This is a genomic window from Sulfurospirillum sp. 1307 (genome assembly GCF_054408545.1).
The window spans coordinates 2,129,731-2,151,323 of the sequence record NZ_CP176011.1 but is presented as its reverse complement, the minus strand read 5'-3'; the positions used below and the strand labels follow the sequence as shown (position 1 = coordinate 2,151,323).

Annotated in this window: 21 protein-coding genes; 5 read left to right on the top strand and 16 right to left on the bottom strand. The window is 31.1% G+C overall.

From position 1 onward, the window contains the following. Positions 1 to 61: 61 nt before the first annotated feature. The 5 genes from ACKGJI_RS11070 to ACKGJI_RS11050 all read right to left on the bottom strand — a co-directional run bounded on the left by ACKGJI_RS11070 (position 62) and on the right by ACKGJI_RS11050 (position 3,201). Positions 62 to 829: a UDP-N-acetylmuramate dehydrogenase gene (locus ACKGJI_RS11070; RefSeq protein ID WP_458701725.1), complete on the bottom strand. Its 768-nt coding sequence runs from the start codon at positions 827 to 829 to the stop codon at positions 62 to 64. Continuing rightward, on the bottom strand, positions 823 to 1,089 hold the full coding sequence (gene fliQ / locus ACKGJI_RS11065; protein ID WP_458700370.1) for a flagellar biosynthesis protein FliQ: 267 nt from the start codon (positions 1,087 to 1,089) through the stop codon (positions 823 to 825). The genes ACKGJI_RS11070 and fliQ overlap by 7 nt, the downstream gene beginning before the upstream one ends. A gap of 156 nt (positions 1,090 to 1,245) precedes the next feature. After that, on the bottom strand, positions 1,246 to 1,935 hold the full coding sequence (locus tag ACKGJI_RS11060; protein ID WP_458700369.1) for an MBL fold metallo-hydrolase: 690 nt from the start codon (positions 1,933 to 1,935) through the stop codon (positions 1,246 to 1,248). Between the two features lie 40 nt (positions 1,936 to 1,975). Then, entirely contained in the window at positions 1,976 to 2,839 is an 864-nt protein-coding gene (locus tag ACKGJI_RS11055) for a menaquinone biosynthesis family protein (RefSeq protein WP_458700368.1), read from the bottom strand. A 143-nt stretch (positions 2,840 to 2,982) separates the two neighbouring features. Beyond that, complete coding sequence (locus tag ACKGJI_RS11050) at positions 2,983 to 3,201, bottom strand: cold-shock protein (RefSeq protein WP_458700366.1); 219 nt, start codon at positions 3,199 to 3,201, stop codon at positions 2,983 to 2,985. Positions 3,202 to 3,701: 500 nt separating this feature from the next. Here ACKGJI_RS11050 and recA point away from each other — a divergent pair, with 500 nt between their 5' ends. From recA to ACKGJI_RS11030, 4 genes are read left to right on the top strand one after another with little or no spacing between them, the layout of a single operon-like run. Beyond that, positions 3,702 to 4,721 carry a recombinase RecA gene (recA, locus tag ACKGJI_RS11045; RefSeq protein WP_458701724.1) on the top strand — a complete coding sequence of 340 codons (1,020 nt, stop codon included), beginning with the start codon at positions 3,702 to 3,704 and terminating at the stop codon, positions 4,719 to 4,721. Positions 4,722 to 4,735: 14 nt separating this feature from the next. After that, positions 4,736 to 6,004 (top strand): phosphopyruvate hydratase, encoded by a 1,269-nt coding sequence (gene eno, locus ACKGJI_RS11040; RefSeq protein WP_458700365.1) that lies wholly within the window; start codon positions 4,736 to 4,738, stop codon positions 6,002 to 6,004. Next, a complete protein-coding gene (locus tag ACKGJI_RS11035) occupies positions 6,004 to 6,288 on the top strand; it encodes a septum formation initiator (protein ID WP_458700364.1) in 285 nt (94 codons plus the stop codon). The genes eno and ACKGJI_RS11035 overlap by 1 nt, the downstream gene beginning before the upstream one ends. Further along, positions 6,288 to 6,926 carry an AMIN domain-containing protein gene (locus tag ACKGJI_RS11030; RefSeq protein WP_458700363.1) on the top strand — a complete coding sequence of 213 codons (639 nt, stop codon included), beginning with the start codon at positions 6,288 to 6,290 and terminating at the stop codon, positions 6,924 to 6,926. Before ACKGJI_RS11035 ends, ACKGJI_RS11030 begins: the two co-directional genes overlap by 1 nt. A gap of 39 nt (positions 6,927 to 6,965) precedes the next feature. Here ACKGJI_RS11030 and ACKGJI_RS11025 read toward each other — a convergent pair whose 3' ends face one another. The 4 genes from ACKGJI_RS11025 to topA form a co-directional block, all read right to left on the bottom strand. Further along, positions 6,966 to 8,246: a citrate synthase gene (locus tag ACKGJI_RS11025; RefSeq protein ID WP_458700362.1), complete on the bottom strand. Its 1,281-nt coding sequence runs from the start codon at positions 8,244 to 8,246 to the stop codon at positions 6,966 to 6,968. Positions 8,247 to 8,362: 116 nt separating this feature from the next. Then, on the bottom strand, positions 8,363 to 9,526 hold the full coding sequence (locus tag ACKGJI_RS11020; protein WP_458700361.1) for a cation:proton antiporter: 1,164 nt from the start codon (positions 9,524 to 9,526) through the stop codon (positions 8,363 to 8,365). Next, entirely contained in the window at positions 9,519 to 10,361 is an 843-nt protein-coding gene (locus ACKGJI_RS11015; RefSeq protein ID WP_458700360.1) for a biotin synthase, read from the bottom strand. Before ACKGJI_RS11015 ends, ACKGJI_RS11020 begins: the two co-directional genes overlap by 8 nt. A 1-nt stretch (position 10,362) precedes the next feature. Then, complete coding sequence (gene topA / locus ACKGJI_RS11010; protein WP_458700359.1) at positions 10,363 to 12,432, bottom strand: type I DNA topoisomerase; 2,070 nt, start codon at positions 12,430 to 12,432, stop codon at positions 10,363 to 10,365. Between the two features lie 506 nt (positions 12,433 to 12,938). Between topA and ACKGJI_RS11005 the strand changes: the two genes are divergently transcribed. Then, on the top strand, positions 12,939 to 14,930 hold the full coding sequence (locus ACKGJI_RS11005; RefSeq protein WP_458700358.1) for a flagellin N-terminal helical domain-containing protein: 1,992 nt from the start codon (positions 12,939 to 12,941) through the stop codon (positions 14,928 to 14,930). Between the two features lie 88 nt (positions 14,931 to 15,018). On the opposite strand, the gene ACKGJI_RS11000 is transcribed toward ACKGJI_RS11005, so the two are convergent. From ACKGJI_RS11000 to ACKGJI_RS10970, 7 genes are read right to left on the bottom strand one after another with little or no spacing between them, the layout of a single operon-like run. Further along, a complete protein-coding gene (locus ACKGJI_RS11000) occupies positions 15,019 to 16,911 on the bottom strand; it encodes a motility associated factor glycosyltransferase family protein (RefSeq protein ID WP_458700357.1) in 1,893 nt (630 codons plus the stop codon). A 58-nt stretch (positions 16,912 to 16,969) separates the two neighbouring features. Beyond that, positions 16,970 to 17,413 carry a UDP-4-amino-4,6-dideoxy-N-acetyl-beta-L-altrosamine N-acetyltransferase gene (gene pseH, locus ACKGJI_RS10995; protein ID WP_458700356.1) on the bottom strand — a complete coding sequence of 148 codons (444 nt, stop codon included), beginning with the start codon at positions 17,411 to 17,413 and terminating at the stop codon, positions 16,970 to 16,972. Then, positions 17,410 to 18,072, bottom strand: coding sequence for a PIG-L deacetylase family protein (locus tag ACKGJI_RS10990; RefSeq protein ID WP_458700355.1), 663 nt, complete (start codon positions 18,070 to 18,072; stop codon positions 17,410 to 17,412). The genes pseH and ACKGJI_RS10990 overlap by 4 nt, the downstream gene beginning before the upstream one ends. Next, the gene (locus ACKGJI_RS10985) at positions 18,065 to 18,799 is read right to left on the bottom strand and encodes a metallophosphoesterase (protein WP_458700354.1); all 735 of its coding nucleotides are present in this window, start codon (positions 18,797 to 18,799) and stop codon (positions 18,065 to 18,067) included. Before ACKGJI_RS10985 ends, ACKGJI_RS10990 begins: the two co-directional genes overlap by 8 nt. Further along, positions 18,799 to 19,644, bottom strand: a complete 846-nt coding sequence (locus tag ACKGJI_RS10980) for an NAD-dependent epimerase/dehydratase family protein (RefSeq protein WP_458700353.1) — start codon at positions 19,642 to 19,644, stop codon at positions 18,799 to 18,801. The genes ACKGJI_RS10985 and ACKGJI_RS10980 overlap by 1 nt, the downstream gene beginning before the upstream one ends. Then, positions 19,637 to 20,566, bottom strand: coding sequence for an ATP-grasp domain-containing protein (locus tag ACKGJI_RS10975; RefSeq protein WP_458700352.1), 930 nt, complete (start codon positions 20,564 to 20,566; stop codon positions 19,637 to 19,639). Before ACKGJI_RS10975 ends, ACKGJI_RS10980 begins: the two co-directional genes overlap by 8 nt. Continuing rightward, positions 20,563 to 21,591 carry an N-acetylneuraminate synthase family protein gene (locus tag ACKGJI_RS10970; RefSeq protein ID WP_458700351.1) on the bottom strand — a complete coding sequence of 343 codons (1,029 nt, stop codon included), beginning with the start codon at positions 21,589 to 21,591 and terminating at the stop codon, positions 20,563 to 20,565. Before ACKGJI_RS10970 ends, ACKGJI_RS10975 begins: the two co-directional genes overlap by 4 nt. Between the last annotated feature and the right edge of the window lie 2 nt (positions 21,592 to 21,593).

The following is a 21,593-nucleotide window of genomic DNA, read 5'->3' as shown; positions in this document are numbered from 1 at the left end:
AATTCCCCCATAGCAAACTGCTATATATGGGGATGGGTTGAGTTTAGGCTCAACCTTTTTTTTACACTATTTTTATCTCTAACTCTAGATTTATACCACTTTTTTCAAAAACTCTTTTTTTAGCTAAATCAATCAGTTTTATTGCTTCTTCGTATGTTCCACCACCAAGATTTACTAAAAAGTTTGCATGAGTTTCACTAAAAGCCATATTTCCTAGTCTATATCCTTTCAAACCTGCTTCATCTAGCAGTTTCCCAGCAAAATTATTTGGAGGATTTTTAAAACAGCTTCCTGCACTTGGAAGTTTTGGTTGATTATCTCTTAGTTTTTTAAACATCTCAAGTAAAGATTTATCAAACCCTTTTTTTATCTCAAAAGTAGCTTCATATATTGTCCCGTTTATATTTGTTTTTCTATATCCATACTCAATATTTTCTTTTTTTATCCATCCATTTTCTGTTTTAATTGCAACTAAATGATTAAAAACCTCCCACTCTTTAAGTCCAGCGTTCATTTTAACCATTCCACCAAGAGTTCCAGGGAGTTTTTGCATGAGTTCAAAGTTTGCTATATTATGCTTTTTAGCATACGATAGGATTTTTCCACTAGGGGTTGCTCCTCCTACATGTAAAAGTTTATCTTTTTCATAGATAAAATTAAAATCCTTACTAAGCATTGCCATTTTAGGAGGGTTTGGTGAGATTAGAAGATTGTTTCCACCACCTAGCAAAAAAGCTTCTACATGTAGAACTTCTTTTATGAGTTCAACTTCAACAACAGGGCCTATTTTGATGCTTGTATAAGAGCTTAAATCTATCTTTTTCAAAATATAAAATTTGGTATCATTGTTATAATTTTGTGAGTAAATTCTATCATCATATTCATCATCCAAGGCATAGTAAAGATTGCTACAACGATAACTAATATGATTTTTGGAACAAAGCTTAAAGTCATTTCATTGATTTGAGTTGTTGCTTGAAATATACTAATAGCAAGCCCGGCAAAAAGCCCAGCAAGCAACATAGGAAGAGCCATCATAAGAGCTAATTTAAATGTTTCAACGCCAAGGCCGATTAATTTAGCTTCCATTTAATATTTCCTTTTTCAAAGAAGAGAATTCTTTTTTTATTTGTATAAAAAGTAAAGCTTGTTTTTAGTTTTTATTATCACTTTTACTATTATATTCAAATTTTTATAAATAAGGCATAATTTAACTTAATATACAGTGGATTTAACATTCTTTTTTTATGATATCATACACCCAATACCGCCTTCAATACAGTTGTCTTTAAAGTGCTCTTTAAAAAGCTCTATTGCTCTATCTCCAGTACAATGAGTAGGTAAAACCTTTTGTACACCTAAAGCTTTTAAAGTCTTAATTGATGATAAAATCTCACTATCATTTTTGTTTAAAAGATGAAATCCCCCAATCGCCATTTTTATATCTTTGTTCAAAACCTTTTTAGCAACACTTACTATCTTTTCTATGCCATAATGTCCACAGCCGGTGATAACTTTTGTAAACTCTTCATCTAGTATCAAAGATTGTTCAGGCATCTCTTCTCCTAGTATCCCAGTTGTGAAGATACCTTGTAAAATCTCTTTTGGTTTATCATCACAAACCACTACTTTTTTAGTAAGCGTTTTTAAATCAGCAACCAACTTTTTAGATAAAGAAGAAGGAACAAACATAGTTATATTACTATTGAGTTCCAAAACAGAATCAATCCCTCCGATATGATCCCAATGAGCATGAGTTATAAAAAGATATTCGATATCTTTCATATCAGTTCCAAGCTCACGCATGTTATGTAAAAGAGCTCTTCCATTACTTCCTGTATCAAAGAGTAGCTTATACTTTTTAAAATAAGCACTAAATCCCCAAAGTGATTTACATGTAGAGTTTTTATTGTAGTTGTCAAATAATATTTTCATGTTTTCTTCTTAAAATAGCTCAAGGTTAAACTTTTTGTATTTAACTATTCCTTAGTTCTTCATATTCACTAGGAATTAAAAAATCTTCTGCTTTTATAAGTTTATCATAAAAGCCATGTTTATATCCAATCTCAAAAAGTTTATCTATCGCTTTTAGTTGTATTTGGCTTAACTCAATTGAGTTATTGTTTGCATATAGACTTAGGTATTTTTCTAAAGTTGGAGCATCTACTCTGATTAAGTTTCTCTCTAAAAGCATATCTGATAAAAGTTTTGCGTGAGTTGTAGCTACTTTTACTGCTTTGATTAATGTTTTTTCATAATCAATTGCTCTATTTAGTGGGATTGAGCGACGAAGTCCCATGCCACCAAGTGGAAGTGGCAAATCTCCTCCACTAAGTTCACACCAAATATCCCACAACTCTTTTTGAACTTCTAATTTGTCGTTGTATGTAAGAATACTCTCATGAATCAACACTCCAGCATCAACTTCACCACTTAAAACTGCTTCTTCAATTTCTAAAAAGTTTTTATAGATTATTCTAGCTTCAGGGTAGTAAATCCTAAAAAGCATTGCATTTGTAGTGTGTTCACCACTTAGAGCAACTTTGAAATTTCTTTTTAGTTTTTTGTTCTTTAGTTTAACAACTTTTGGACCATAACCCTCTCCGAAACTAACAGCAGTTCTCAAAAGTGCATACTCATTTCTAATCTTTGGATAAAGCCCAAAACTAATAGCACTGATATCATAAGTGTTTTTTAAAGCCTCTTTGTTTAGAGTTTCAATGTCAAGCGCAATATTGTCAAATACAACTCCATCTAAATTTACCCAGCCAAATTTAATAGCATAATACATAAATATATCATCAGCATCTGGTGAATGTGCTACTGTTATCTTTTTCATTTGTTGCCTTCATGTTTTTCTAGACTTATTATAATAAAATGCGACTTAATAGCTGTTAATTTTTAGAGTAGTAAAAAAGTTGAAAGTAAATTGTTTTAATTAAAAAGAGGGGAGGAGCAGAATAAATCTGCTCAAATTTTAGATTATAAACCTGTAACGTTTTCTGCTTGAGGACCTTTTTGTCCTTCACCGATACTAAAAGTTACTTTTTGACCTTCGTTAAGTGTTGCACGATCATATCCGTTTGTATTTATTTGACGAAAATGTACAAATACATCTTTGCCTCCATTTTCTGGCTCGATAAATCCGAAACCTTTGTCAGTGTTGAACCATTTTACTGTTCCATTTTGTAATTCTGCCATTGAGAATCCTTTGTGTTTAAATATACCTTATCGCTAAGGTGGGTCTGAAATGTAGAATAATAAGTTTTCTTTTAGGCAAATTTAACTGTAACTAGGAGTCATCAATATAAAGTAGACTAAAGATGTAAACTAGAATCATCTTTCAGTGGTGGTATTGTATCTAAATTGTATTAAACGAATATAAAAGTAGTTTAATTCAAATTTAAGTTTTATATCAATTTTTATCTCATTCTCAAAAATGCGTCCTGCATTTTTTCCGAGGCTTCGGACTATTTGTACATCCTTGCACAAATGAACGTCCCAAGAACCGATAAAATTTGATATAAAACTTAGAGGTGCCCTAAATTTAAATTGTCGTATTGGATATTTCAAATTGAAATATTTTATAGCTGTTTTTGGTATCTAGTATAAGATAAAGAACTTTTTCAAGCACAAAATGATAAAATACTAACACTTAGTGTTGCACATGCAACATTATAATAAAAGGGAACCTAATGGAAATTAATGACAATAAAAAAAAGGCACTAGATTTAGCAATTAAACAGATAGATAAAGCTTTTGGTAAAGGAACACTAGTTCGTTTAGGCGAAAGAGAGATTGAACCGATTGATTCTATAAGTACAGGTTCACTTGGACTTGATATTGCTTTAGGAGTTGATGGGGTTCCAAAGGGAAGAATTATAGAGATTTATGGACCTGAGAGTTCTGGTAAAACTACTTTAGCTTTACAAATCACTGCACAAGCTCAAAAAGAGGGTGGAATTTGTGCATTTGTTGATGCTGAACATGCTCTTGATGTAAAGTATGCTTCAAACTTGGGCGTTGATACAGATAATCTTTTGGTTTCTCAGCCAGATTTTGGTGAACAAGCTTTAGATGTAGTTGAAACCCTTACTAGAAGTGGGGCAGTTGATTTGATTATTGTTGATTCAGTTGCGGCGCTAACTCCTAAAACTGAAATTGAAGGAGATATGGGAGATACTCATGTTGGACTTCAAGCAAGGCTTATGTCGCAGGCTTTAAGAAAGCTTACTGGTGTAGTTCATAAGATGAATACAACGATTATATTTATAAACCAAATTCGTATGAAGATAGGAACTATGGGTTATGGTTCGCCTGAAACTACAACTGGTGGAAATGCTTTAAAGTTTTATGCTTCAGTTAGAATTGATGTAAGAAAGATAGCTACACTAAAACAAAGTGAAGAGCAAATAGGAAACAGAGTAAAAGCAAAAGTTATAAAAAACAAAGTTGCACCTCCATTTCGTCAGGCAGAATTTGATATCATGTTTGGTGAGGGTATAAGTAAAGAGGGCGAACTTGTTGATTATGGTGTAAAACTAGATGTGATAGATAAAAGTGGCGCTTGGTTTAGCTATGGTGAAACAAGACTAGGGCAAGGTAGAGAAAATGTTAAAGCATTTTTGAAAGAAAACAAAGAATTAGCTTTAGAGATTGAAAACAAAATCAAAGAAGCAATGGGCGTTGGCGCTGATATAGATTTAGATTCACAAGAGTAATATAAGGAGAAAAAGTGGTTTACATAGATGATATATATGCTGATGAAGTACTAGATAGTAGAGGAAATCCAACAGTTAGAGCAACAGTAAAACTAAGTGATGGAACAGTTGCAAATGCTATTGTGCCAAGTGGTGCTAGTACAGGAAAAAGAGAAGCTCTTGAATTAAGAGATAAAGATGAAAGATATATGGGCAAGGGTGTACTAAAAGCTTGTGAAAATGTCAACACTACACTTGCTGATGCTTTAATTGGCATGAATCCGTATGATCAAGCTATGATTGATGCAATTATGAAAGAGTGTGATGGTACTGAAAATTACAGCAGTCTTGGAGCAAATGCAGTTCTTGGAGTCAGTATGGCAGTAGCAAGAGCAAGTGCAAAGAGTTTAGGAATGCCTCTTTATAGATATCTTGGTGGATCAAATGCTTTAGTTCTTCCAACTCCAATGTTTAATATAATCAATGGTGGAAGTCACGCAAATAATTCGGTAGATTTTCAAGAGTACATGATAATGCCACTAAATTTTGATACTTTTAGTGAGGCGCTAAGAGCAGCAACTGAAGTTTACCACAATCTAAAAAAAATAATCTCAGATATGGGCGAGAGTACTGCCCTTGGTGATGAGGGTGGATTTGCTCCAAATTTAAAAGACAATGAAGAGCCTATAAAAGTTATTATGCAAGCAATTGAAAATGCTGGATATAAAGCAGGTGAAGACATAGCAATTGCACTTGATGTTGCAAGTAGTGAGCTTGTAGTTGATGGTGGATATAGATTAGAGAGTGAAAATAGAACCTTAAGTAGTGAAGAGTTAGTAGATTACTATGTTGATATGTGTAGCAAATATCCAATAGTTTCTATAGAAGATGGATTGAGTGAAGACGACTGGGATGGCTGGAAAATTTTAACAGAAAAATTAGGCAACAAAGTTCAATTAGTTGGTGATGATTTATTTGTAACAAATGAAAAGATTTTAAGTGAAGGTATTAGTAAAAATATTGCAAATTCGATCCTTATAAAACCAAACCAAATAGGAAGTGTAAGCGAGACTATGAAAACAGTAAGACTTGCTCAAAGAAACAATTACAAGTGTGTTATGAGTCACAGAAGTGGTGAAAGCGAAGATGCTTTTATCGCAGATTTTGCAGTCGCGCTTAATTGTGGTGAGATAAAAACTGGAGCAACAGCAAGAGGCGAGAGAAATGCAAAATACAATCGTCTCTTAGAGATTGAAAGAGAAGTAAACTCAAGTGAGTACATAGGAAGAGAACTTTTTAGATAATGAGTGAATTGCTAGAAGAGTTTGAGGATGAAACACTAAAAAGTAGTGGCAAAAGCCCATCTTTTTATTTAAAAATCCTCGCTCTTGTAGCTATCATAATAGGCTTTGGTATATATGTTGGGGATATGCTTTTTGGTAAAAGTTCGCTTGAAGTACTTTTGAATTTGCAAGAAGTGAAACAAAGTTATGAAATAGGTGTAGAAAAGTTAAAAGAGGAAAATGCAATCTTACAAAAAGAGTATTTTGAACTCAAAGATTTAGACCCTGATAGTAAAGGAAAGTAGTGAACAAGTATCTTTTATACATAGCATTAATTTTTAGTCCCCTAATAGCAAGAGAGAATCCATTTGTACCAGTTGATACTTCAATTAGCGCGTCAACCATAACTAAAGATAGCATCGAAGATTTTGATAATGTAAAGGTAAATCTTCCAAGTAGCGCTCGTATCTTAAAATCTATTGAGTTAAACTATCAAAATTTAGATGGCTCAATAGAAAGTAAAAAAGTTGATATTGATAAAAAAATAGATTGGCATGATACTTTGATTTTAAAAAAGTATAATACCAATGAAGTTATGATTAAAACAAAAAGCAAAATTCCAACTCAAAAAATGAAAGAACAAAAACAAGTTATAAACTTCAAAGATATTATCTCCTTTGAAATCAAATCAAATCAAATACAAATAAAAACAAAAGATAAAAAATTGCGTGATTTTATGGTCGCTAATCCATATAAGATAGTTTTAGATTTCAAAAAAGAGCTTTCTTTTTATACGAAAATTTACAAGTTAAATCTAAAAAAATTTAAAAGTATAGCCATAGGCAAGCATAGCGGATACTACAGAGTAGCAATTGAGCTAGATGGTCAGTATATCTACAAAATCAAAAAATCAGATGAAGGTTACTTGATTACTTTAGAGTAATCTACATGTAGAAAAATTCTACATGTAGATGTTTTGTGATTACTCTTTTGGAGTTCTATCGTTTGGTCCAAGATATAGTTGTCTAGGACGAGCAATTTTAATGCTATCTTGACTTTTAAGTTCAATCCACTGTGAAATCCAGCCTGGAGTTCTTCCGATAACAAATATAACAGCAAACATCTCTTTAGGAATTTTAAGAGCTTGAAGAATAACCCCTGAGTAAAAGTCGATATTTGGATATAGTTTTCTTTCTATGAAGTATTCATCATTTAGAGCAATTTCTTCGATTTTTCTAGCTACTGCCATAAGCTCTGTATCTAGATTTAATTCTTCTTGGAGTTCTTTTTGAATGTTTTTTAGAATTGTAGCTCTTGGGTCAAAGTTTTTATAAACTCTATGTCCAAATCCCATTAGTCTAAATGGATCATTAGGATCTTTTGCTTTTGCGATGTATTTATCTACATTATCAATACTTCCTATTAGTTCAAGCTGTCTTATAACTGATTCATTTGCACCACCGTGAGCTCTTCCCCAAAGTGCGTTTATGCCACTTGATATACAAGCATATGGGTGAGCTTGAGTTGAAGCCACTACTCTAACAGTTGTAGTTGAAGCATTTTGCTCATGATCAGCATGCAAAGTAAAGATAGTGTCTAACGCTTTTATTTCGATTGGTTTTAGTTCAATATGATGGTGAGGATATCCTCTTAGCATATATAAAAAGTTTTCAGTAAAACCTTTATTTAAATCAGGATAAATAATAGGTAATCCTTGTGAATACCTGTATGAAAATGCTGCGATTGTTGGAATTTTAGCGATTATTCTATTTGCCATTTCCATTGTTTCTTCCGGAGAATGCATATCTAAATGATCAAAATAGAAAGTTGAAAGAGCTGAAACTCCAGCTGAAAGAATTGCCATAGGATGAGCATTATCAGGAAATGCATCGAAAAGTTTCCTCATACCTTCGTGTATAAAAGAGCGTTTTTTAATCTCTTCTTTATATGATTCTAGTCTTTCTTGGCTAGGAAGTTCCCCATTTAAAAGGAGGTATGCAGTATCTAAAAAAGTTTTTTTAGTTGCAAGATATGATATATCATAACCTCTATACATAAGTTGACCTTTGGCCCCATCTATATAAGTTATTTTAGACCTACAACTAGCCGTCGAAGTAAACCCTCTATCAAATGTAAACATTCCTGTTCTTGAATAAAATGTTGAAATATCAACAACATCAGGCCCAACAGTTGGTTCTAGAATTGGGAAGTAAAACTTTTCTCCAGTTCTATTATCAATCACTGTAACAGATTTATTTGGCATATAAGCTCCTTTTGAAAATTTTCTCTTATATAATATTACTCCAATAATATTAGAAAAAGATAACTTTTTCAAAATTAATTTGTTTATTTTAGCTTAAATAGAGAAAATTATGGAGCTTAATTAAGTTTGCTTTTATAATAATTGTTGATTGTGCTGATTACTTTGATACCAAGCATAGAAATTATTACTTCAAACAAAGATGCCAAAATCAAAGCTGAATATAAAAGGTCATCTATACTATGTGATTCATATGCGATAGTAGCAACTGCAATCATTAAAGTTAGAGGCATAGCTTGAGAAAGTGCAAATCTAAAGATATTTACTTTACCAAGTACTTCTATAAAAACAAGTGATGCAAAAATTCTTATGATTATCATCAAAGCTACTATTCCTAATGCTTTTAAAATAACATCATTATTTTGTAGCATGTTTATGTTGAAAGTTGAGCCAATATATACAAAAAAGATTGGAACTAAAAAACCAAAGCCAAAAGATGAAATTTTATGAGGAAGATCCTTTTTATGTTCAAAAAATGTTGCTATAAAAATACCTGCTATAAAAGCTCCAAATGCAATTTCTATCTTTAGCCATATCATAAGACCTATCATGAGTACAAAAAGAGCCATAGAAAGTCTTAAGTCTTGCTCTTCTTTATCTATGTGAGGCATAAGATAGATTTTAATCTCAGGATACCACCAAAATAGTACATGTAAAAGTTTAAATAAAACAATAATTCCACCAACTAGTAAAACCAGATATGCAACAGCCTTATAAAGTTCAGTCCCAACTCCATACTCAAGTGCAGCTCCTGAAAGCGTTAGCAAAGAGATACTAACTAGCTCTCCCATAGCTCCAACTAGCATGGATAAATTAAGCCAATTTGCATCTTTACCATAGTCTTTATAAAGAGCTAAGATAAGACCAACTGAAAGTGTTGGAATAATTATGATGAGTAGTTTGTTCATATCTAGATAAAAAACTGATATAGCTGATATTATATATAGTAGTAAAAGATAGTAGATACTTTTTTTGAGAATTGCTCTATCTATTTGAGTAAAAATTTTCAAATCAACTTCAGTCCCAGCCATAAACATAAGGTAGAAAAATCCAATATGTGCTATAAGTTCAAACAGATAAAAATCACTTATAAAGCCATAGTATGCACAAATAGTTCCAAGAATTATCTCAACAGCAGGAGTTGGTGCTCTTAAATATCTTGATAAAAAAGGTGATGAAAAAAGAATCACCGCTAATGTAAAGATTATTGATAATTCAGCCATGACAGGTTTTTGCTATCTCTAATCCCAGTGATTCTATTAGTCTAACATCTTTTTTTGGAGCATTTCCACTAGTTGTTAGATAATCACCTATGACGATTGCATTTGCACCAGCTTTAAAAATCTCAGCTTGGCGCTCTTTAAAAATAAACTCTCGCCCACCTGCAACCATTAATCTTTCGCATTTTAGCTCACCTCTAGCCCACTTTACAAGTTTTAGTGCTTCTTCTACATGTAAAGGATTTGTTTTTAAAGGAAGCGCTTCATTTGGGTGATAAAAGTTTAAAGGTGTTGTTTTTGGATTTAACTCTTTTAGTGAATTGATAAAACTAACTCTATCTTCTTGGCTCTCTCCTAGCCCGAATATACCTCCACTTACTAGATTTAATCCTACTTCATTTACATTTAAACAAGTCTCATATCTACTCTCCCAAGAGTGAGTAGTACAAATATTTGGATAAAACTCTTTTGAAGTTTCAAGGTTGTGATTGTATGATGTAACACCAGCTTTTTTTAACTCTTTTAGTTGCTCTATTGATGCAGTTCCATTACATGCTATGACATTAAACTCTGGAAGCTCTTTTTTTACTTCAAATGCAGCATTACTGATGAATTCCACTTTTTTATCATCAAGTCCTAATCCACTAGTAACCAAGCAAAAACCAACTGCACCGTTTGCTCTAGCCATTTTTGCTTCTTCAACTATGGTTTTTATCTCTTTGTATTTGTATCTTTGTATATCTGCTTTATATTTAGCACTTTGAGTACAAAACTTACAATCTTCATTACAACTTCCACTTGAAACATTACAAATAGCGCATAAAAAAACCTTACTCATATTACTTTGCAACCTCAATTTTGTTTTTACAATCAATACACTCTTTGACAATTTTAGTTTTAAGTTCGCGCCTAGTCATCATGCCCCCACACTGGCTACATTTTTCATCTATTGGCTCATAGTTTGAGATGAATTTACACTTTGGATAAGCACTACACCCATAAAATTTTCCTCTTCTTGAGACTCTCTCTACTATAGGGCTTCCACATTTTGGACATTTTACATCTATGGTTTTTAACTCTTTTTTCTCTGTTTTACCAAGGTTTTTAGTGTATTTACACTTTGGAAATGCACTACAGCTTATAAATTCTCCAAATCTTCCTTTTCTCTTTACTAGGGGCTCTCCACACTCTGGACAATTCTCTCCAGTTGGAATTACTACCTTTTGAGATTTGATATTTTTCTTACCATCTTCAACCTTTTTTATAAAAGGCTCATAAAAATCAAGTAAAACTTTCTGCCAATCAGCTTTATCTTCCGCTATCAAATCAAGGGTTTCTTCCATGTTTGAAGTAAACGCACTATCTACAATCTCAGGAAAATAATTTTCCAAAAGTTCAATCACTTTAAATGCATTATTAGTTGGTATGATTTGTTTTTTTTCTATGTTGATATAATCTCTTGCAACCAAAGTTGAGATAGTTGGCGCATAAGTAGAAGGTCTTCCTATGCCTAAACTCTCTATTTTTTTGATTAGACTAGCTTCAGAATACCTAGAAGGTGGTTCAGTAAAGTGTTGATTTGCTTCTAGTTTGCTTAGCTCTACGGTTTGTTCAAGTTTAAGTTCGGGTAAGAGCTTATCTTTATCACTTGAGCCATAGACTTTATAAAATCCATCAAAAAGAAGCTTTCTTCCACTAGCTTTAAACTCTGCACTTTGGCTTTTAAATATGATTGTTTGAGATTCAAACAAAGCACTATTCATCTGTGATGCTAAAAATCTGTTGTAAATAAGAGCATATAACTTGTACTCATCAGGTTTTAGATACTCTTTTGCAATCTTTGGAGTAAAATCTATCTGCGTTGGACGGATAGCTTCGTGTGCCTCTTGAGCACCTTTGCTTTTTGATTTATAATACTTTGGCTCTTTTGGAAGGTATTTATCTCCAAAATCTTTAAGTATTTGTTTCCTAGCTGCCTCAATCGCTTCATTTGCAACATTTAGTGAGTCAGTTCTCATATAGGTAATTATACCCATCATGCCCTTGTTGGTATTAACACCCTCATAAAGAGTTTGAGCAACCATCATCGTTTTTTTAGGGCTAAATCCAAGCATACTTGAAGCGCTTTGCTGAAGTGTTGAAGTCATAAAAGCTGGACTTGGAGAGCTTTTTCTCTCTTTTTTATCTATGCTTGCTACTTTAAAACTCTCTTTTAACAAGCGATTTTTTATCTCATTTGCACGATCTGCATTTGAGATAGTCATCTTTTCGATTTTTTCATTGTCAAACTTAGTTAGAATTGATTCTATATTTTTTTCAAAAATTGCATCTATGCTCCAAAACTCAACTGGCTTGAAAGCTCTAATTTCTCTTTCTCTATCTACTACGATTTTGAGTGTTGAGCTTTGAACACGCCCCGCGCTTAAGCCTTTTTGGATTTTAGAGGCTAAAAGTGGTGAGAGTTTGTAACCTACTATTCTATCTAAGAGTCTTCTTGCTTGTTGAGCGTTTATACTAGAGGTATCTAGTCTTCTAGGATTTTCTAAAGCATTTGTTATAGCACTTTTTGTAATTTCATGAAAAACTATACGAGGAAGTTCTTCAGGATTTTTACCAATAGCCTTTGCAATATGATAGCCAATAGCCTCACCCTCTCTATCCTCATCCGTTGCGATGTAGATGGTATCAGCTTTTTTTGCTTTTTCTTTTATCTCTTTTACAACACTAGAGTGATCTCTAGCTACTCTATACTCAGGGCTAAACTTTCCATCTTCAATTTTGATACCAAAACTACTCTTTGGCAAATCCCTAATATGCCCCTTTGAAGCGATAATATCGTAATCTTTTCCCAAAAAAGATTTTATTGTTTTTACTTTCGTTGGTGATTCTACTATGATTAAATTTTTCATTACTTACCTATATATGTCTTTTTATAAACGTTTTTTGAATTGTAGCGAAAAAAAAGTAAATGAGGAAATTAAAACCAAATTTAGAGTTATTTGTATCTTATATTTTTAACTTAATATCACCTTTTACATAGTTGTGAACTAAAGCTTGAATAAGGTTTTGATATCCTATACCCATCTCTTTTGCCCTTGCCTTTACAAATGCCAAATCACTAACACTAAAGCGGATAGTAGTTTGCTTTTTTTCATTTAAAGATTTTGTATACTTTGCAGAGTTTTTATATAATTCAAGCTCTTTAGTGTAAAGTTTATCATCTTTCCATTCGTTATTTTCTATTGATTTTAAAGTTCTATTTCTTCCAAAGAAGCAAAATCACTCCAAGCTCCACTCAATTCTTCAATAATTTTTTAAATTATAGCACAAAACTGTAAATTTTTTTTTTGCCCATCCGATATAGTTTACAAGAGAGGCAAGGATGCCACTCAAATTTTAGATAAAAGGATTTATCATGGGATTCAGGATCAATACGAACATTGCAGCGCTAAACGCTCACACAGCAGCTGCAATGAACAACAGAAGTTTAGACAACTCACTTAGCAGATTGTCTTCAGGTTTGAGAATCAACAAAGCAGCAGATGATGCTTCAGGTATGGCGATTGCAGATTCTCTAAGGTCACAAGCAAACAGTCTTGGTCAAGCTATAGCAAATGCAAATGATGGTATAGGTTTGATTCAAACTGCAGATAAGGCGATGGACGAGCAGATAAAGATACTCGATACCATCAAAACTAAAGCAATCCAAGCGGCATCAGATGGTCAAACTACAGCATCTCGTATAGCGATTCAAAAAGATGTTAACAGACTTATCGAGCAACTTGATAACATTGCTAAGACTACTTCATTTAATGGTCAAGTTCTTCTTTCTGGTAAATTCTCTAATAAAGAGTTTCAAGTAGGAGCATTTTCTAACCAAACTATAAAAACTTCTATCAACAATACTCAAAGTATAGCTGTTGGTAGTATACAAACTACAACTGATCTTAACCAGTTTGGAAACATTGGGGAACTAAGCGGTACAGCTTCAGTTGGTTCTACTACTATCAGTGTTGCTGAAACTGGATTGGCTGTTGGAGATACTATAAAGATAGCTGGGCAAACTAAGACTTTTACTATTACAAATGTAAATGGAAATAGTGGTGGCGCAACTATCACATTAGATAGTGCATTGACATCTCAAATTGTATCAGGAACTGCTATTGCTGTTGATACAAATGCAGCTGATTCTACTAATCTTGTTGGAAATGATACAGGGCTAAATGGTTCTGTTGCTAATGGTGCTACACTTGTATTAACAGTAGCTTCAGGAAGTTTACAAGGTCTTGCAATTGGTGATATAGTTACTGCAGACATAATTACGACTGGTGGTACAGCTTCAAATTGGACATTAACTGCTTTTGATACAGCTAATAATACTGTTACATTGACAAACAATACAGGTGCTGCTGTTAATGTTAGTGCTGCTGGTACAGGTGCTATTACAGTTGCTACATCGGCTGTTATGGGCTCATCATTCAGTGGAGCTGATTATGTTCAGTACAATGTTGAAGGAACACAGCTTATCGGTGTTCAGATGACTGATGCTAATGGTAATGGTGTTGCAAATACCGGTCTTGGAAGAGTAGCTGATCTTATCAATGAAACTACAGCTGAAACTCACATAAAAGCAACTGCACTAGTTGAACAAACTGGAACAAGTAAAGTAAGTGCTGGTATTTTAACTTCAGATATTGTTATCAATGGTGAAACTATACTAAAAGCTGGTGATACTTTACTCTCTGGTGATACTGATGAAAAGCTTAAAAATGCTATCAATGCAGCTTCAGATAAAACAGGAGTTAGTGCTACTATCACAACTGAAGGTAAATTAAAACTTACAAGTGACGGTAGGGTTATGACAGTATCTGGTATGACTAGTACTGCAAATATAACTGATGGTACATATGCTGGAGATTTAAAACTTACTAAAAACAATGTCGAAATTGTTGATGTAACAGCTGCGCATTATAGTGATGCTTCTTTAAGTACAAAATCAACAACTGCAGCTAGATTTGATAATGTTGCTGAGAGCCATACTTTGAGTGATTTGGTAACAGGCTCTTATGATACTAATGGCGATGGTAGTTTAGCAGATGAAGAGGTAGGTTTACTAAAAACAAGAGAAGGAGCTATGCTTACTATGAATATAGTTGAAGCTGCTATTTCTCAACTTGATGCTACTAGAGCTGACCTTGGTTCTGTTCAAAATCAACTTACTGTTACAGTAAACAATATCTCCGTAACTAAAGTTAATGTTAAAGCAGCTGAATCAACTATCAGAGATGTTGATTTTGCTGAAGAATCAGCGAATTTCTCAAAATATAATATCCTAGCACAATCTGGAAGTTATGCGATGAGTCAAGCAAACGCTGTTCAACAAAATGTTCTAAGACTACTTCAGTAGTTTTGGATAAGTTTCTGTGAAAATGTCCTTAGATTATTACAATAATCTAAGGTTGTTTCTGTGAAAATGTTCTAAGACAAATGGGAATTTATGATTCCCATTTGTCTAATTCTTCTTTGCAAACCTCGACTATGTTAAATATAATACCCGATAAACTAAAAAGCCAGTATCTATGGGCAAATATCCATTTTAGAGCTTTTTCTTTGTTTTCGTTTGGGGTTTTTATGTATTGTACTCTGATGCTTGTTAGCTCTAGTTCGTAGTGAAGCAGATAAGGTTTAGCAATATCTGATAAGAATTTTGTAAAAACTTCATTTGTTGTAAGCTCTTTTCTTGTGTTTTCAATCTCATTTAGTTTGTTGATGACATGCTTGTTTTTTGTGATTTTTAGAGCTTTTTTTAAATCTATATTTTCATATTTTTTTGCAAATTTTTCTACTGAAATTAGAGTTTTATTGATAGATTCTTGAAGTCTTTCTCCCTCTTCTATGATATGAGTAATCTTTTGTCTTGCTTTTTTTATGTTTTCTTCATAGATTTTTTTACTCGGTTTTTTTAGAATTATTTTTTCTTTTTTATTTAAATCATTTTTTAATAACTCTTTTAAAGTATTTTCAAACGGTTTTTCAATTGTCCCTTTTATCCTAGCTCCACCTTCAGTACAGTTATAGGTTGTAATACGATCTTTTGTTGCGGTTATGACTTGTTCAAAAAATACTTTAAATAATTCCCAAATTTTTGTACTTTTAACAACACCTTCTCCATTATATGCTTCAATCTCAATATAGTTGTCTTTGTATCTTTCAACATCAGAATCTACCCCTAAAACATGTCCTTTAGAGTGACTCATGCCATCTTTTCCATATGCCAAATCTTGCCCTATAAGTATGCAATTTTTAAACTTCATATTTATTGCTAATTCATGCGCTAAGTTTGCCGCGCTCATACCATGTCCTATATATCCGTATTCATCAAAACCTAAATAGCTATTATAATCAAATGGTCTTTGAATGAGTACTTTTTGCCCTTTGATAGCTTTTAGGGTAGCTTCGTGTTGTAGTGATGCACTAGCAAAGATTATGTCCTTTTGAAATTTTGCGGTCGTTTTTTTAAAAAACTCAGAAGTAAGTTCTACTCTTTCTATAGAAGTTACAATATCAGGTTTTATTTCGTGTTTTTCTAAGATAGGAAGGCTTGCATCAACACTTATGATTGTAACAAAATCTTGATATTTTTTTAAAATACTTAATTGTTTGTATAAACTAGGGCCAGTAGAAACTATGATTGCAACTTCACTATTTTTTTGTTCTTGTAAACTCTTTAATGTAGGGTTTTGTATCATCATTTTTAGATTTTGTATAGTATGCTTTAATCCTATAAATTGATCTGTTATATCATTGCCATCTGTATATATCCTATGTTCAAATGCATCTAAAATTATTTTATTTGTACTTTCAATTTCTTTTGAGAAATTTCTTTCATAATATGGGGTTTGGACTAAGAGGGTGTAAACTCTTGCGTAAAATTTAATTTTGTTGTAGTTTATTAGGTTAACCATTATTGGTACAGTGATTTCAGAATCAATTAGTAAGATAATTTTATTAGAAATGATTTCATTAGACAAATCTACTAAATTTAACATGATGTATATAAGTTCAATTTGATTTTCAATAACGATTAATTGTTCTAATTTTTGATTTTTAAACAATTCTTTGATTAAAACTCCATTTCCAACACCATAGATAAAAAGGTATTCAAACTCTTTATACTTTTGAATATCTATTTGCTTTTTAATGATATCTTCAATTGGCGAAGAGTATAAGAAATCTTGTGTTTTTGTATCTAATATATTTATTGCTTGTGCTTGTGATCCTTGAAAAACATCATACCTAGTATTTGAATCTATTGATTTTAGTTTTTGAGATAGATTAGGATTAGTTTTTTCTAGTGCTAGTAAATTTTTTTCATATGTAGATAACATAAAAAGCCTTTTTTAGGATAGCAAAAGCAATTTATATTCCATAGGTATTTAATGTATTCTAAAAAATATTTATATCTAATTGCATAATTAATAATTGCTCAGATTCATCAACATTAGTAAAGCCAAATTTTTTATAAAGTTGTATAGCCTTTTGATTTTCTTTATAAACTTCAGCTTTTATAAATTTGAGTTTTTTTACTTTAGATGCAAAATTAATTATTTCATTCATTAAAATTTTGCCTACTCCTTTTTTTTCAGGATTTGCATATAACCCAATATAGTTATTTACTAAGTAAATGACACCTAAGTATGAAGTGTTCTCAAGAACTAAAAAGTAATTTTTTGATTTAGAAGTTTGCAAACTTTTTATAAAATTTAAATGCTCTTTGATTGATATATCTTTTGTATGCATCCATTTTTGTATGTTTGGATGATTTCTCCAATTTAAAACAAGACTTATCTCCTCTTGAGTTAAATCAATAAAGTTTTTTAACTTTATCATTTTACAACTCTTATACTTTTAAAAGCTTCAACAGCTTGTTTACCAACTCTCATGCCCCAATAATTTGCATTTAGTTTAATTCCTTCTAAACTTCTTGGGTGGGGAAATGCACATAACTCAGATTGATATTCTCTCATGGCATCTATTTTTAAATCTATTGTATCGGATATATCAAAAAAAGTATCAGGTGAAAATGATAGTGGGTAATTCCACTCTGTTGAAGAAAGTATCTCAAAACTATATATCTCTTTTACATATTCATCTTCCATCGGCCTGGTAGCAGTTATGACTGCTTGGTAGGTTAGACGGTGGTCTATGTTTAAGTCATTTTCATAGTGGGTAAATATTATGTTTGGTTTGACTTTTTCTTTTACATGTAGAACAGTTTTTACGATGTCTAAAAGAGGAATGCTATCAAAACTATTATCAGGGAAATTATAAGTAAAAACTTTTTTTATGCCTATTTTATCATTTGCTTTTTTTATCTCTTGTTTTAGTTCTTCAATCTCTTTTTTCCCTTCTCCTCTGCTAGTTTTCCCCTCGCCAAGTATTAGAGTATATGCTTCGTAACCTTCTTTTATGAGTCTAGCAACTGTACCAAAACAACCTAAAACTTCGTCATCAGGGTGAGCTGCTACTATGAGAATTTTTTTATTCATTATTATTTCCTCGTAATCTATATGGAATATGTCTAAATATATTTGGGCATCTATCTAATTTTAGATCATATAAGTTAAAAGTACATTTTTTATCATTAATAAATATTTTTTTTTCTAAACAGAATGCAGTAAGATTAGCATCTTTGCTATACACAGCAGAAGTATCAATGCCTATTTTAAATCCATCATAAAATGGGTATTGAAAGCCTGTATGTCCAAAAATAATTAATTTATTATTGATTTTTTTATTAGATTTCAAAAAAACATATCTATCACAAGAGAAAAAATTATTTAATGGAATTGAATTAATGGGTTTTTTTAAATAATTTATATCTAGACCTTGATGCAATATAAAATATTCATCGACTTCATAAAAAGGAATTAGTTCATCAAAAAAATTTTTGTAAGGCAAATAAAGCTTATCATAAATGTTTTCAAGGGTTATATTGAAATCTATGAAAGTACTTTTATATCCATGTTTTATTATTTCATTTCCAAAATTTTTATTTTTGATATATTCTAGAATATAATATTCATGGTTTCCCATTAAAAATATAGAATTTTGTAATTTTATGAGATAGTCTAAAACTAATTTTGAATTTTCTCCTTTATTTATGTAATCACCTATAAATATTAATAACGGATTTTTATCTAAAATATATATATTTTTTATAAGATTTTTTAGTTTTGTTATTTCTCCATGTATGTCACCTATAACAAATGTCATTATAATTGCCTATTTTTTTTAATTAGGTATACATATTTTTTAAGTGAACTAAAGTAATTTATATTGATGTCTATATATTTATTTAGTTTTTCATTCGATAGATATAAATCACTATATTCTTTTTTTATAGCGATTTTACTACTAGATTTTAATTCTTTTTTTAAGAAAAAAGCAGTTTCTATTAAATCTGTTTTTGTACCATAAGAAAAGTTAAATATATCAAAACATCTTTTGAAATCGTAAATTTCAAAAAATTTTTTTAATAGTACTATTAAGTCCTCTATATATATTGTTTCCCAGTATCCAATATTTGAAGTATTAATATTAATATATTCATTTTTTATTAGTTTTGTGATTGTATTATAAATAAAACCATCAGTTCTTGAACCTCCAAATACACCAGGAATTCTAATTATTACTGAATTGAAATTATAAAAATTTATAATGTTTTCCGCAAATACTTTTGAAAGCCCATAATCGTGTATAGGCTTTAAAACACTAGTTTCTTTTACAGGTGAAACTGCATTTTTGTCATAGACAGTCATAGAGCTAAAATATATTATTTTGGGATATTTCCTTAATTCAGTAAATGTAGCAAGTAGGTTATTTAAGCCTTCAACATTTGTTAAGAATGGCTCACTATCTATAGAAATTTTTTTATTAAAAGTTATTTTTGATGATAAAATAATACAGAAGTCTATATTTATATTCGTTATAAAATTTTTTATTTCATCCTTTTTGGTTAAATCAAAATCTTTACTATTGGTATATATTGCATTTGGAAAAATTTTTTTCATATGTTGTCCAATATATCCCTTTCCTCCGATAATTAATACATTATTCATAGAAAATATTTTCCCATCTTCTTAGCAAAAAAGTTTCTTTAAAATCATTCATATAATCAATTTTATTTTTATTGTAGTTCTTAATGTTTAAATCAATTTCATTTATACCACTTTCCACACTTAATACAGTTGTAGTAGAATATCTTGGGTTTATTTCAAAGATATATAATACACCATTATATTCTTTTAACTGCACATTAAAAGATCCACAGGGTTTCAGTGTACCCACAAGGTTTTTGCATAATTTTTCAATTTTTTTATGTTTTATACTTTTAGCGTATCTAGTTATACCAGTTTTTAAATATACTAATTTAGGAACTATAGAAATTAATTGATTAAGGTTATTTACTGTAACACTAACAGTATATTCCGTACCGTCAATATAAGGTTGTACTAAAACTTCATTTTTTTTGTATGGTTCAAAAATAAAATATGCGTTGAATTGATCATGGTTTTCTATTTTTCTTATGCCCCTGCTACCACGACCAATATTTGGTTTTAAAAATAATGGGTATTTGATCTGGTCTGAAAAATTATTTGCAAAAAAAGTTGGTATATGTGATATGTTTAAATCCATTAATGTTTGCATTAATTTATACTTATTTAAAGACAACTTCACAAATTGCTTAGAAGGTGCCAATACTTTAATATTTGTTTTTTGTGCTATATTTATTGCTTTTAAGATTTCTTCATCTATAAGAGGGATATAAAAATCAATCAAATGCTTTTTTATTATTTTAATTACAACTTGTTCAAAAGTAGGTTCAGTAGCATTTGGAACAATATAGATTCTTTCATTTGGGTATAAGCGTAAAACATTTGGATTCGAGTCAATAAATATCATTTCATATTGTTTATTTAATTTTTCTATAAGATAAGGAAAAAGTGATCCGCCTAAGCCTGAGATTAACAACTTTTTCATATTTTTCTCCATGTAATCCACTCATCTTCTTTTATATCTTCTTTGACTTCTCGTCCAATGACAATGTCGTAAAATTTAGGTTCAATGCCATATCCTGGTCTTTTTATGATCAAATCTTCTTGGGTAATTATTTCTCCTTTTTTTAAATCCCTTGTTGCAATTATACTTCTTCTTAAGCTAAAGTTCTCTTTTTCTTCTTCCCTTGGTCCATTTTTCAGACCATCTCCTAATGATACTTCTATATCTCTTATTTTTTTTACCATATCTTTAAGTTCATTTGGCTCAATTGCAAATGAATGATCAGGCCCTTTCATAGTTCTATCAAGTGTATAGTGTTTTTCAATAATTTTTGCTCCTAAAGTCACAGCCGCAATTGGTATATGATCTCCAATCGTATGATCAGAATATCCTATAACACAATCAAAAGCTAATTGCATTGTTTTCATAGCATTAAGATTTGATAGCTTAGCAGGAGCAGGGTATAACGAAGTGCATTGAAGTAGAGCTATATTGTCATTACCTGCTTTTTTTGATGTATTTACAGCATTTTCAATATCACTTAATGTTGCAAGTCCAGTAGAAAGGATAAGTGGTATTTTTGTTTTTGCCATATATTCTATCAATTTTAAATCTGTTAAATCAAAAGAAGCAACTTTTAAAAAAGGAACTTCTAGTTTTAACATTTCATCAATAGATTCAAAATCACAAGGTGATGTAAAAAAATCAATCCCAATTTTGTCGCAATAATTTTTTAATTTTTTATGCCAATTTCTATCTATCTCCAATTCTTTTATAAGTTCATGAATATTTTTTTTGTGTTGTGAGTGTTTAGGTGTGAATTTTGAATAGTGATTCTCAGCTTTAAAAGTTTGAAATTTGACCGCATCAACTCCAGCTTCTTTCGCTTTATCTATCATTTCTAAAGCTATATCAAAATCATTATTGTGATTGCTACCAATTTCGGCTATGATATAAGCAGGCTTGTTTCCGCCAATTTCACGGTTTTTTGTTTTTATAGTTTTCATTT